General features: G+C 71.3%; 6 protein-coding genes and 1 pseudogene. 5 read left to right on the top strand and 2 right to left on the bottom strand.

Translation table 11 applies throughout. The annotated features are described in order from the left end of the window. The first annotated feature begins 196 nt into the window (after nucleotides 1-196). On the top strand, nucleotides 197-913 hold the full coding sequence (locus tag ACWCRA_RS17980; RefSeq protein WP_351544122.1) for a TetR/AcrR family transcriptional regulator: 717 nt from the start codon (nucleotides 197-199) through the stop codon (nucleotides 911-913). Nucleotides 914-999: 86 nt separating this feature from the next. Here ACWCRA_RS17980 and pulA read toward each other — a convergent pair whose 3' ends face one another. Both pulA and ACWCRA_RS17970 read right to left on the bottom strand, forming a co-directional pair. After that, nucleotides 1,000-6,333, bottom strand: coding sequence for a pullulanase-type alpha-1,6-glucosidase (pulA, locus tag ACWCRA_RS17975; RefSeq protein ID WP_451068030.1), 5,334 nt, complete (start codon nucleotides 6,331-6,333; stop codon nucleotides 1,000-1,002). A 50-nt stretch (nucleotides 6,334-6,383) separates the two neighbouring features. Continuing rightward, nucleotides 6,384-7,730: pseudogene (locus tag ACWCRA_RS17970) on the bottom strand (alpha-amylase); the annotation flags it as partial. A gap of 537 nt (nucleotides 7,731-8,267) precedes the next feature. Here ACWCRA_RS17970 and ACWCRA_RS17965 point away from each other — a divergent pair. The 4 genes from ACWCRA_RS17965 to ACWCRA_RS17950 all read left to right on the top strand — a co-directional run bounded on the left by ACWCRA_RS17965 (nucleotide 8,268) and on the right by ACWCRA_RS17950 (nucleotide 13,267). Then, nucleotides 8,268-9,566, top strand: coding sequence for an extracellular solute-binding protein (locus ACWCRA_RS17965; RefSeq protein WP_351544127.1), 1,299 nt, complete (start codon nucleotides 8,268-8,270; stop codon nucleotides 9,564-9,566). 89 nt (nucleotides 9,567-9,655) lie between these two features. Beyond that, nucleotides 9,656-10,597, top strand: a complete 942-nt coding sequence (locus tag ACWCRA_RS17960; RefSeq protein ID WP_351544130.1) for a carbohydrate ABC transporter permease — start codon at nucleotides 9,656-9,658, stop codon at nucleotides 10,595-10,597. Nucleotides 10,598-10,602: 5 nt separating this feature from the next. Then, nucleotides 10,603-11,508, top strand: coding sequence for a sugar ABC transporter permease (locus tag ACWCRA_RS17955; RefSeq protein ID WP_451068063.1), 906 nt, complete (start codon nucleotides 10,603-10,605; stop codon nucleotides 11,506-11,508). A gap of 157 nt (nucleotides 11,509-11,665) precedes the next feature. Continuing rightward, nucleotides 11,666-13,267 carry a glycoside hydrolase family 13 protein gene (locus ACWCRA_RS17950; protein ID WP_351544132.1) on the top strand — a complete coding sequence of 534 codons (1,602 nt, stop codon included), beginning with the start codon at nucleotides 11,666-11,668 and terminating at the stop codon, nucleotides 13,265-13,267. The last annotated feature ends 1 nt before the right edge of the window (nucleotide 13,268 follow it).

Genomic DNA, 13,268 nt, shown 5'->3' with positions numbered 1-13,268 from the left:
GTGCACCCGGGCAGGCTGAGATTGCTCAGCCCCGCTGGGGGCACCTCTGGGGGAGATTGAGGCAGCACACACCCCAGCCAGCCCCTCCGGCGATTGAGGAGCGGGGGTTCGGGGGCCGGCCGCCGAGCCGGGGCCGCGCCATGCGGGGGGTGGCGGGTAGAACTGGTGCGCGGGGCGCAGTCGGTAGGGTGTCGGTATGACGACCGGGGTACGCCGCAGGATGGGCGTCGAGGAGCGCAGACAGCAGCTGATCGGTGTGGCACTGGAACTCTTCAGCGCCCGCTCCCCCGACGAGGTCTCGATAGACGAGATAGCCGCCGCGGCGGGCATCTCCCGCCCCCTCGTCTACCACTACTTCCCGGGCAAGCAGAGCCTCTACGAGGCAGCCCTGCGCCGCGCCGCCGACGAACTGGCCGCCCGTTTCGTGGAACCCCGGGAAGGCCCCCTCGGGCTCCGGCTGCTGCGGGTGATGCGGCGGTTCTTCGACTTCGTGGACCATCACGGCCCCGGGTTCTCCGCGCTGATGCGCGGCGGCCCGGCCGTCGGGTCGACGACGACCAACGCGATGATCGACGAGGTCCGGCAGGCCGCCTACGACCAGATCATGGCGCATCTGGGCATCGACACCCCGCCGGCCCGGCTCGCTCTGGTGGTGCGCTCCTGGGTGTCGCTGGCCGAGTCGACGGCGCTGCTCTGGCTGGACGGGCGGGAGATCCCGCGCGCCGAGCTGGAGCTGAAGCTCGTGCACGACTTCGCGGCGCTCTGCGCGGTCAGTGCCGCCTATGACGACGCCATGGCGGCGGTGGTGGTGCGGATTCTGGAGCAGGAGCCGCTGGAGGGGCCGTTCGGGGAGCTGGTGGACCGGCTGATGGCCATCGCGCCCGCCGTGCTGCCGGGGCCGCGCACCCCCTGACCGTACACAGAGCGCAGAACACAGAACACAGGCCGAGGGCCCCGGGAGCGGACTCCCGGGGCCCTCGGCCTCGTCCACCGGACTGTTCACCCCCGCCGGAAGACGGCCACCGTCCGGCCCGGCACCGAGAAGGTCCCGGTGGCGCGGTCGTACGAGGCGGTCTTCACCGTGGGGTCCGCGCCCGCGGCCTGGACCGGGTGCAGGGTGTGGTCCGAGGAGCCGCCGAGGCGCTGGGCCCGCCGCTCGGGGGTCGCGTTGAAGACCACCACCAGCTCACCGGCGCGCAGGGTGATCACCCCGGGTGTCTCGTCCGGTCCGGAGAGCGGGAAGGAGAGCGCCGACCGCACCTGCTCCGCCGTCGCGAGGCCGAACACCGGCTCCGTGGCGCGGATCTTCAGCAGATCCCGGTAGGCGGCGGAGGCGCCGCTGATCTGTTCGCACCCCGGGGTCAGGGAGGCGGCGGTGAGCAGCGGTTTCGCGTACCGCCACTTGTCCTGGTTGTCGGGCGCGGGCGGCAGCCCCCGGCCGAAGCCGTTGCCGTCGCGGCAGTCCCAGTGGATCGCGTTGAACCAGTCGCCGCTGTCGTAGGAGTTGCGGTCGAGCGATTTGGAGCGCAGCAGGTCCGTTCCGGCCTGGGAGAGCGCCGGGCCCTGGGAGAGCGCGGCCGTCGCCATGGCCAGGACCTGCATACGGGCCCGGTCGGCGGCGGAGGTGTCCCGGGGGAGCTTGAAGGCGAGGGCGTCGTAGAGGGTCTCGTTGTCGTGGGCGTCGGCGTAGGCGAGCGCGTCGCCGGGGGCGTCCGCGTAGCCGGCGGGCGCGCCGTTGTAGTCGACGTCGGAGCCCTTGACGGTGCGGCCCCGGGTGTCGGTGAAGGTGTAGGAGGCGAGGTTGCCGGTGAGCCCGACCTTGATCAGGTCCTGGTAGTGGAGCAGCCGGGCGCGCTGCTCGTCGCGGCTGCCGTTCCCGGCCGCCGGGTTGGGGTCGGTGTAGAGACCGGAGGCGAAGCCCTGGACACCGGGGTCGGCGTCGAAGGGGCCGCCGCCGCGCACGGCGTCGCGGGCGCGGTCGGAGAAGGTGGCGATATCGGTGCCGGCCATGTGCTTCTGGGTGGCCTGGACGAAGCGGGCGTCGTCGGCGATCTCGCCGAAGTTCCAGCCCTCCCCGTAGAGGACGATCTTCTTTCCGTCGACGCCGTCCCGGGCGGGGGTGAGCGCGTCGAGGGCCTCGCGGACGGCGAGCATGTTCGCCTTGGGGTGGTGGCCCATCAGATCGAAGCGGAACCCGTCGACCTTGTACTCCTTCGCCCAGGTGACGACGGAGTCCACCACCAGCTTGCCCATCATGGCGTTCTCGGGGGCGGTGTTGGCGCAGCAGGTGGAGGTGGCGACGGAGCCGTCGGCGAGGAGCCGCTGGTAGTAGCCGGGGACGATCCGGTCGAGCACCGACTTCTCGGACTGGCCGCCGGCGACGGTGTGGTTGTAGACCACGTCCATGACCGTGCGCAGTCCGATGCCGTTGAGCGCGGCGACCATCTCACGGAACTCGACGGTGCGCCGGGTGCCCTCGGGGTCGGAGGCGTAGGAGCCCTCGGGCACGGTGTAGTGCAGCGGGTCGTACCCCCAGTTGTAGGCGTCCTTCGCGGCGGACCGGGCGACGCACGCCTGCTGCTCCGGGGAGTCCGGCGCGAGGATCTTGAGGTCGCAGCCGGGGGTCTGCTGGGCCGCCTTCCGCTCGGGGATGGTGCCGATGTCGAAGGCGGGCAGCAGATGGAGGTAGGAGGTGCCGCTGTCGGCGAGCTCGCGCAGATGCCGCATCCCGGCCGAGTCGCGCTCGGTGAACGCCCGGTACTGGCCGGGGTTGCGCGCCGTGCGGTCCGCGATGGAGAAGTCGCGGATGTGCAGTTCCTGGATCCGGGCGTCGCGCAGGGGCACGGCGGCCGGTTTCCGCAGCGTCCGCCAGCCCTTGGGGGCGAGCTTCGGGTCGGTGAGGTCGACGGCGAGGCTGCGGGCGGAGTCGGTGGTGAGCGCGGTGGAGTAGGGGTCGGTGACCTGGTTGGTGACGGTCCTCCCGACGCTGGGTGCCCAGACGGTGACCTGGTAGCGGTACGGCTTCCCGGTCCAGCTCCGGGGTCCGGCCGCCGACCAGACGCCGCTGCGGTCGTCACGGCGCATCGGGACCGTCCGCCCGTCGAGTTCGAGGGAGACGCTACGGGCGGTGGGCGCCCAGACGGAGAGGGTGACGCCGTTGCGGCCGAAGACGGGTCCGAGCGCGGCCCCGGTGGCCTTCGCCGCGTACAGATCGTCGAGGACCCCGGCGGTCTGCACGCCGGTCGCGGCGAGCAGCGCCCCGTTGGCGGCCCGCTGGGTGGCGATGAGCTGTCCGCGCAGGGAGTGGCGGACCCGGTCCCGGTCGCGCGGGTCGACGGTGAAGGCGGGGTACTCCCTCAGATGCGGGAACTTGGCCTTCTGCGCCCCGGTGAGCGAGGCCGGTCCGAGCCGCAGCCAGCGGCCCTCGTCGCTGAGCGCCCCGTCCTTGACGGTGATCGGCTCCCCGGTCCCGTACACCAGCTGCTGGCTGGTGGCCTCGGTCGCCTTCACCTTCCAGACGACGGTGTTCCGGTCGATCCACTGGGCCTCGGCCCTGCCGAGGTCGAGCGAGGGCACCGCGCCGGCCTGCGGCAGCAGGTACCCCGGCCGGCCGGCGAGCAGCCAGACCTCGTTGGTGTGGGTGGCGAGATCGAGTGACTGGTCGGAGGGGAGGTCCTTCTCGTCGCCCTTGTGGACGATGTAGCCGAGCGATGTGGCGCCGGGGGCGAGCGGGACCTCGAAGGTCACTCCGTACGCGTCCCTGCGGACCGGCTCCAGGGGCCTGGACCAGTCGGTGGGCTCGGCGGCGCCGGTCCAGGTGTGGAGCCCCCAGCCGTCGTAGTCGCCGTCGGGGCGGTGGTAGTGCAGCACCGCCTTGCCCTTGTCCTGGGGCGGATAAACGCCGTCGGGCGCGCGGTCGGACTGGCCGTCCCGGCCCTGGGTGATCCACACCTGGCCGGTGCGGGAGAGGTCGATGGTGCGCGGGGGCCCGTCCTGGGTGCCGTCCTTCTCGACGGTGTACGGGACGGTGGCGGCGCCGTCGGGGACCTCGACCCAGGCGAAGGCGCCGTGGGCGTCGCGTCCGGTGAAGGCCGCCGTGGTGTTCCCGCTCCGCAGCCGCCAGCCGTCGTAGTCGCCGCCGGGCCGCTGGTAGTGGACGACGGCCCACTCGCGCTCGACGGCCACCGGCTTCCGGGGCGGCGGTGCCTGGCCCGCGGTGGAGGACGCGAGGGCGCTCGCGGTGCGCCCGGCGGCGTCCACCACGACCGCCTTGTACCGCAGGGGTGTACCGGCCCGGACCTTCTCGTCGAGGTGCTGGGTGACCCGGTGGGGCGCGTGGTCGGAGGAGCCGAGGGTGCGCCAGGGGCCGTCGCCGGTCCGGGCGGCGAAGACGACCCGGCCCAGCTCCCCCGCGTCGGCGTCGGCGCTGATCTCGACGGTGCCGGTGGCCCCGGCGGCCGGTGCCCTCAGGCTGATCACCGGCTCGGCGGTGGGCAGCGGCTGCGGCCGGTCGGCCCGCAGCACGGTGGAGGAGAGCGGCGGGACGGTGACGGAGAGCCGTCCGGCGGAGTCGGTGCGGGGGCGGGCGTCGCCGCCGTGGAGGGTGCGGAAGGCGGTGTCCGGGGTACCGGTGGTGAGGGGTACGGTCCGGGGCGCGGTGCCGCTGTTGACGGCGACGACGTACTCGTACCGCCGCTCGGCGTCGATCCGGGAGAAGGCGTACAGCGGGCCCTCGGCGTACCGCTGGCGCTGGACGCCGTCGCGCAGCGCCGGGTGGGCCCGGGTCAGCCGGGAGAGCGCGGCGATGGAGCGGTAGAGCGGGTGGCCGCCGTCGTAGGCGTCGGTGGCGTGGGTGCGGTCGGTGCCGAGCTGGTCGTCGTCGAGGTAGTCGGGTGTTCTGGAGGCGAAGAGGCTCTGGCGGGCGTCCTTGTCGCCGCCGGCGCCGGTGAAGCCCTGTTCGTCGCCGTAGTAGACGACCGGGTTCCCCCGGGTGAGGAACATCAGCTCGTTGGCGAGCCGGGCCCGCCGCAGCAGCTCGGTGTCGTCGGCGCCCGGGTTGTCCTGCCGGAGGAAGGTTCCGAAGCGGCCCATGTCGTGGTTGCCGAGGAAGGTCACCTGCTCATAGGCGTTGGCCTTGTCGGTGGTGTAGCGGTAGTCCTGGCCGAGGACCCCGGCGAGCCGTTCGGCGGGGGCGCCCCGGGAGGCCACGGCGCGGATCGCGTCCTGGAGCGGGAAGTCCAGGGTGGAGTCGAGCCGGCCCCGGGTGACATAGGGCGCGGTGGTCGCGGGGTCGGCGGAGAAGACCTCCCCGAACATGAAGAAGTCGTCCCGGCCCTGCCGGGCGGCGTACGCGTCGAGCGCGGTGGCCCACTGGGTCCAGAACTCCATGTCGACGTGTTTCACGGTGTCGATGCGGAAGCCGTCGATGTCGAAGTCGCGGACCCACTTCTGGTAGATCTTCTCCATCCCGCGCACGACCTCGGGACGCTCGGTCCACAGATCGTCCAGGCCGGAGAAGTCGCCGTACTCGGCGCTCTCCCCGGCGAAGGTGGAGTCCCCCCGGTTGTGGTACATCTCCGGGTCGTTGAGCCACTCCGGGACCTTCTTCCCGTCGCGCGGCCTCGGCGTGTACGGGAAGGAGTCGCCGTCCACCGGGCGGATGCCGGCGCGGTCGTCGAAGGGCCGGCCGCCCCGGTCGAGATAGGGGTGGGAGCCCTTGGGCTTGTAGCCGTAGGTCTTCTCGGCGTGGTCGACGGTGTCGGCGGTGTGGTTGGTGATGACGTCGAAGAAGACCTTCATGCCCTTGGCGTGGGCCTGGTCGATCAGCCTCTCCAGGTCCTCGTTGGTCCCGAAGTGCGGATCGACCCGGGTGAAGTCGGTGATCCAGTAGCCGTGGTAGCCGGCCGACGCGTCCTTGCCCTCGCCCTGGACGGGCCGGTTCTTGAAGAGGGGGGCGAGCCAGAGCGATGTGGTGCCCAGGCCCTTGATGTAGTCGAGCTTCGCGGTGAGCCCCTTGAGGTCGCCGCCCTGGTAGAAGCCCTTGTCCGCCGGGTCGTGGCCGGTGGTGAGCCGGGAGCCGGTGAGGCCGCCCCGGTCGTTGCGGGGGTCGCCGTTGGCGAACCGGTCGGGCAGGACGAAGTAGAACTGCTCCCGGGTGAGGTCGTGCCGGGCGGGCTCGGCGGCGAGGGCCGCGTCCGAGGGCGGCGGGGGTGGCTTCCCCTCCGGGGCGGAGGCGGCGGGGCCGGCGGGGCCCGCGAGGGCGGGCGCGCCGGGCAGCAGCGTGGCGCAGAGGGCGGCGGTCAGGGCGACCGCCACCGGTCCGGGGCGTATCAAGGTGTCTCCAGGGGGTGCCGTGCGGAGGGCGGGAACAGGGGGCCTCAGGCGCAGTTCCGCGCGCCGGTGTGGAGGGCGAGGGCGGTGCCCGGGGCGAGGGTGGCGGTGAGACGGCCGGAGCCGTCGACGGTCACCGTGCGCCGGGACTGCACATCGCAGTAGCTCCCCGGCGCCAGCGCGGTCTGGAAGGTCCGGGTCAGCGGACGGGTCTCGTGGTTGAGGGCGGTGTACGCCCGGCTGCCGCGCCCGAAGGCGATCTGGTCGCCGCCGTTGTCCCACCAGTCGGTGACCGGCTGTCCGTGCGCGGTGTTCCGGAAGGCGACCATGGCGGCGATCTCGGGCCAGGCGTGCTGGCACTTCCAGCCGTCGGTCCAGCAGGCCCCGACCCGCCCGCCGCCGGGCGGGCCCGCGTCCTTGTCGCTCCACTCGTAGCCGGAGTGGACATCGGGCGCGCCGTACGGCCAGGCCAGCATGAAGACGTTGGCGAGGGTGTAGGCGGAGCCGTCCTTGTAACTGAGGGTGTCGCCGACGCGCTCGGTGTCGTGGTTGTCGACGAAGACCCCGGTCCGCGCGGAGGGGAGATAGCCCCAGCCCTCGCCGTAGTTCCTGAGGTACGCGAGGTTCTCGGAGGTGAAAACCCGCTTGAGGTCACGGGCGTACCGGAACTCCTGGACATCGCCGTTGCCGAGGTAGTCGCCCGGCGCGACGGCCTCGCCTTCGCCGTGGATGACTTCCTGTTTCCAGTACACACCGGGGTCGCTCAGCCGGGATCTGACGGCGGCGAGATCGGCGGCGGGCATGTGCTTGGCGGCGTCGATCCGGAAGCCGTCGACACCGAGGGAGAGCAGATCGTCGAGATAGCCGGCTATGCGTCCGCGCACGTACTCCTCGCCGGTGTCCAGGTCGGCGAGGCCGACCAGCTCGCAGTGCTGCACATGCCAGCGGTCGCGGTAGTTGACGATCGGGGAGCGGCAGTCGTCGAGGTCGGCGCCTGAGTAGACGCCGGGGTAGTCGTACTTGCGGTACGGGGTGCCGCCGGTGCCGGTGCCGTCGCCCGCGGCCATGTGGTTGATCACGGCGTCGACGACGACCTTCACCCCGGCCGTGTGGCAGGTGTTCACCATCGAGGCGAAGGCGGCCCGGTCGCCGAGCCGGCCGGCGATGCGGTAGCTGACGGGCTGGTACGAGGTCCACCACTGGTCGCCCCTGATGTGCTCCTGGGGCGGGGAGACCTGGACGTATCCATAGCCGTCGGGGCCGAGCCGCTCGGCGCAGGCGCGGGCGACGGAGGCGAAGTTCCACTCGAAGAGGACGGCGGTGACGTCCTTGGGGCCGGGGGGCGCGGCACGGGCCGCGCCGGCGGGTGCGGTGAGGGCGAGCGCGGCGCCCGCGACCAGGGCGAGCCCGGCGGCGAGGGCTCTGCCCGCCCTGCCCCGGCCCCCGCCTCCTCCCCGGCCCCCGGCCCTCCCCCTGACTCCGGCTCCTGCTCCGGCTCTGGCTCCGGACTCCGCTCCGGCTTCCGCTCCGGCTCCGGCTCCGGCTTCTGCTCTGGCTCTGGCTCTGGCTCTGGCGGCCATATCTCCTCCTGCACAGCGCTGTGCGCACCTGGGGGAAGCGGGGGTCCTGCCGTCACTGACGCGGCTGCCCGGAAAGGGTCTTGAGGTTCTCTGCAAACTTGCTGATGAATCCTGCCGGTTCTTGCAGCAACCGCGCCGACCTGCCTGGCAGCAGACCGTAGGAGCAGCACTGACCGGAGGTCAACCCCCTGGACACCGCTGCGACATCCGCAGGACACAGGGAGGTCACAACATCGAAATCTTGCCGTTTTCTTTCTGCAAGGTCTTTCGCAAAGTCTTGCAAGACTGTTAACTTCACGCCGCAGCAGCAGCCCGGCCCGAGGACAGGCAGGGCCTGACCTCAATGAGGAGATCATGATGCGCAAGGGCATAACGGTCGCCGCCATCGCCGGTGTACTGGCTCTCACCGCCACCGCCTGCGGCGGCGGCGAGGGCGGCGGCGACAGCAGCGGCAAGCAGGCGGCCGAGGACCCGAAGAGCGTCTCCGGTTCCATCACCTGGTGGGACACGTCCAACGAGGCCGAGGGCCCGACGTACGACAAACTCGTCGCCGCGTTCCAGGCCGAGTACCCGAAGATCAAGGTGAACCGGACCTCGGTCTCGTTCGACCAGGCGGAGCAGAAGTTCAAGACCGCCGCCCAGTCCGGCAAGGGCGCGCCGGATGTCATCCGTACCGATGTCGGCTGGTCCGCCGGGTTCGCCAACCTCGGCTATCTCCAGCCGCTCGACGGCACCCCGGCGCTCGACGGCGTCGAGGACTTCCTCCCCGGGCCGCTCTCCACCGCCAAGTGGAAGGACGAGACGGTCGGCGTCCCGCAGGTCACGGACACCCTGGGGCTGCTCTACAACAAGAAGCTCTTCAAGGAGGCGGGGATCGGGAAGCCCCCGGCCACCTGGGACGAGTTCATCGCCACCGCGAAGACCATCAAGAAGAAGACCGGGGTCACCGGCACCCAGCTCAACCCCGAGGGCTACTTCTCGCTGCCGTTCCTCTACGGCGAGGGCGCGGACATGCTGGATGTCGACGGCAAGAAGATCACCGTCAACTCCGCCGCGGGCGTCAGGGCGATGGAGACCGCTCTCGAACTGGCCGACCCCGCGGTCGCCCTGAAGCCCGTCACCACCGACGGCTACGTCGCGGCCCAGACGTCCTTCAAGGACGGCAAGGTCGCCATGATCCTCAACGGCCCGTGGTCGGTCTCCGACAGCTACGCCGGCGACGCCTTCAAGGACAAGGACAACCTGGGCATCGCCAATGTCCCGGGCGGCGCGGGCGGCAAGGCCGCGGCCCCCATCGGCGGCCACAACTACTCGGTGTACCGGGGCTCCGGGAACAAGGACGCCTCCTACCTCTTCGTGAAGTTCATGTCCTCGGCGAAGAGCCAGGAGCTGACCGCCAAGGAGATCAACACGCTCCCGACGCGGAAGTCGGCGTACACCGCCGAGGTCACCGCGGACCCGGCGAAGAAGGCGTTCCAGCAGGCGCTGTCGATCGCGAGGTCCCGGCCGGTCATCCCCGGTGTCGGTGATCTCTTCGTCGCCTTCGACCAGCACTACGTGAAGATCCTGCGCGGCGACGTCTCCCCGAAGGACGGGCTGGACGCGCTGGCGAAGGAGTGGAACGGCAAGCTCCTGAAGGACTGGACGACCGGCTGAGGCCACCCCGGTCCGGCCGGCGGCGCCCCCCGCGCCGCCGGCCGGACCGAACCTCCTTCTTCCGCAGGCCAGACGCACATCGGAGAAAGATGAGCACCCTCATAGTCAGGACCAGAAGGTCCTTCGCCACCCACTGGTACGCGTGGGCCATGGTCCTGCCCGTGGTGGTCGTCCTCGCCGTGCTCGTCGGCTATCCGCTGGGCCGTGGCGTCTATCTCTCCTTCACCGACGCCAACGAGGCCAATATCGGCCGGACGATCGGTGACTTCACGGTCCCGGCGACCTATGAGTTCGTCGGCCTGGAGAACTACTGGAACATCCTCTCCGGCCAGGAGGGCTCGTTCTATCCGCGGCTGATGTGGACCGTCGTCTGGACCGCGAGCTGTGTCTTCCTGCACTACACGATCGGGCTCGGACTCGCGCTGCTGCTCAACCGGCGGCTGCGCGGGCGCTCGCTCTACCGGGTGCTGCTGATCCTGCCCTGGGCGGTCCCGGCGTTCGTGGCCGCGTTCGCCTGGAAGCTGATGTACAACGCCAACAACGGCGTCCTCAACGAACTGCTGGCCAAGGTCGGGATGGGCCCGGTCGACTGGCTCGGCGACCCCTTCGTCCAGAAGCTCTCGGTCATCGCCGTCAACACCTGGCTGGGTGTGCCGTTCATGATGGTGGCGATCCTCGGCGGGCTCCAGTCCATCCCGCGCGAGCTGCACGAGGCCGCCGAGATGGACGGCGCTTCGCCCTGGCAGCGGTTCCGGAATGTGACGGTGCCCGGTCTGCGGCCGGTCAGCTCCACCATCGTGCTGCTGGGCACCATCTGGACCTTCAACATGTTCCCGATCATCTTCCTGGTGATCGGACAGGCCGGCGGCACCGAGAGCGAGATCCTCGTGACCTACGCCTACCGCCTCGCCTTCCAGGGAGTGCGGGACTACGCGGGCTCCGCCTCCTACGGAATCGTGATTCTCTCGCTGCTCCTGGTCTTCTCCGTCTTCTACCGGAGCATGCTCAAGCGCCAGGAGGCCGCCAAGTGACCACCGTGGACAAGGCCCCGGCCCCGCACCCGGCCGAGCGGGCCCCGGCCCGGAGCCGCGCCGGGGCCGTGCCCCGGACCCGCGGCAGGGAGGAGCGCTCCCGGGGAGCCTCCATCGCCCTGCACGCGACCCTCGTCACGGCCACCCTGATCGCGCTCTTCCCGATCGTCTTCATCTTCCTGGTGTCGATCCGGGGCGAGCGCGGCTGGACGCGCCCCATGGAGCTGTCGGGCTTCACACTCGCCAACTACAGCCATGTGCTGGGCGAGACGGAGTTCCTCACCTGGATGCTGAACTCGGTGGTCATCGCCGCCGGCACCATGCTGGTGGGGGTGCTGATCTCGGCGAGCGCCGGTTACGCGATCTCCCGGATGCGCTTCCCCGGGCACAAGTCCCTGATGTGGACGTTCCTGGTCTGCCAGATGTTCCCGGTGGCGGTGCTGATCGTGCCGCTCTACAACATCCTCGGCGCGCTGGGACTGCTGGACAGCTACGGCGGCCTCATCATCACCTACTGCTCGGTGTCGGTGCCGTTCTGCGCCTGGATGCTGAAGGGGTACTTCGACACCATCCCGACCGAGATCGACGAGTCGGGCCGGGTCGACGGGCTCACCCCCTTCGGCACCTTCTGGCGGCTGATCGTGCCGCTGGCGCGGCCGGGTCTGGCGGTGACCGCGTTCTACACCTTCCTCACCGCGTGGGGCGAGGTGGCCTTCGCGACCCAGTTCATGAGCAGCGAGACCAAGTACACGCTCGCCGTGGGCCTCCAGACCTTCGTCGGCCCGCACCGCGCCGAGTGGGGTCTGATGACCGCGTCCTCGGTGCTGATCATGGTCCCGGCGGGGCTGCTCTTCTTCTTCGCGCAGAAACACCTCGTCGCCGGTCTCACGGCGGGCGGCACCAAGGGCTGAGCCCGGCGCGGTCCCGCGCGCCGCGCCCGGAAGGTGCGGCGGGGGCGCGTCGACCGTGCGCGTACCGGGCAAAGATCCCAGTCTGCGGGATCTGCGGGAGAAAGTCCCCATACCCGCTGGCACCACCATGTATTTGACGACTTGCAAGGGAACGTACATGACCCAGGAGCTCGCTCCCACCCTCCGTGACCAGTCCGCCGCCCACCCGGCGGGCTGGTGGCGGGACGCCGTCATCTACCAGGTGTACGTACGCTCCTTCGCGGACAGCGACGGCGACGGCATCGGTGATCTGCGGGGCGTGCGGGAGCGGCTCCCGCACCTCGCGGACCTGGGCGTGGACGCGGTCTGGCTGACCCCCTTCTACGCGTCCCCGCAGGCCGACGGCGGCTACGACGTGGCCGACTACCGGGCCGTCGACCCGCTGTTCGGCACCCTGCCGGACGCGGAGGAGCTGATCGCGGAGGCCCATCGGCTGGGGCTGCGGATCATTGTCGACATCGTGCCCAACCACACCTCCGACCAGCACGCCTGGTTCCGTTCCGCGCTCGCGGGCGGGCCGGAGCGCGAGCTGTACCACTTCCGTCCGGGCCGGGGCACGGGCGGCGAGCTGCCGCCGAACGACTGGGAGTCCGTCTTCGGCGGCCCGGCGTGGACCCGCACCGGCGCCGGGGACTGGTATCTGCACCTCTTCGCCCCCGAGCAGCCCGACCTCAACTGGGACCGGCCCGAGGTGCGCGAGGAGTTCGAGTCGATCCTGCGGTTCTGGCTCGACCTGGGGGTCGACGGATTCCGGATCGATGTCGCCCACGGCATGGTCAAGGCCGAGGGGCTGCCCGACATCGGGCTGAGCGAGCAGGCGAAGCTGATCGGCGCGCAGGTGCTGCCCTTCTTCGACCAGGACGGCGTCCACGAGATCCACCGCTCCTGGCGCACCCTGCTCGACGGGTACGAAGGCGAGCGCATCGGCGTCGCCGAGGCGTGGGCCCCGACCTCCGAGCGGCTGGCCCTGTACGTCCGCCCCGACGAGCTGCACCAGGCGTTCAACTTCCAGTTCCTCACCAGCGACTGGGACGCGGCGGCGATGCGCCGGGTCATCGACGAGTCGCTGGCGGCGACGGCCTCCGTGGGGGCGCCCACGACCTGGGTGCTCTCCAACCACGATGTCGTCCGCCACACCACGCGGTACGGCGGCGGGGCGCGGGGGCTGCGCCGGGCGCGGGCGGCGGCGCTGCTCACCCTGGCGCTCCCCGGCTCGGCCTATGTCTACCAGGGCGAGGAGCTGGGCCTGCCGGAGGTGACGGAGCTGCCGGCGGCGGCCCGCCAGGACCCGGCGTTCTTCCGGGGCGACGGCCAGGACGGGCTGCGGGACGGCTGCCGGGTGCCGCTGCCGTGGTCGGGCGCCAAGGCGCCGTACGGCTTCGGCCCCGGCGGGAGCTGGCTGCCGCAGCCCGCCGAGTGGGCGGCCCTCACGGTGGAGGCCCAGAGCGGCGACCCGCGCTCCACGCTGGAGCTGTACCGCTCGGCCCTCGCGCTCCGCAAGGAGCTGCCGGGCCTCGGCGACGGCGCGATGGAGTGGCTGGCGGCCCCGGACGGGGTGCTGGCCTTCGCCCGCGCCGGTCTGGTCTGCACCCTGAACACTCTGGGTGAGGCGGCCGAGATGCCGGCCCCGGGGCGTCCGCTGCTCTCCTCGGCGCCGCTGGAGTCCACCGGCGCGCGTGTCCGCGTCCCGGGCGAGACCTGCGTCTGGTGGGCAGTCTGAG

The organism is Streptomyces sp. NPDC001889 (assembly GCF_053594535.1).
Note: the sequence above shows the minus strand (reverse complement) of the source record. Positions and strands in the feature narration are given on the sequence as shown.

What these genes read in the sequence shown, in the direction of transcription:
- ACWCRA_RS17980 (WP_351544122.1), top strand. Translation starts at nt 197, where the DNA reads ATGACGACCGGGGTACGCCGCAGGATGGGCGTCGAGGAGCGCAGACAG.
- ACWCRA_RS17965 (WP_351544127.1), top strand. Translation starts at nt 8,268, where the DNA reads ATGCGCAAGGGCATAACGGTCGCCGCCATCGCCGGTGTACTGGCTCTC.
- ACWCRA_RS17960 (WP_351544130.1), top strand. Translation starts at nt 9,656, where the DNA reads ATGAGCACCCTCATAGTCAGGACCAGAAGGTCCTTCGCCACCCACTGG.
- ACWCRA_RS17950 (WP_351544132.1), top strand. Translation starts at nt 11,666, where the DNA reads ATGACCCAGGAGCTCGCTCCCACCCTCCGTGACCAGTCCGCCGCCCAC.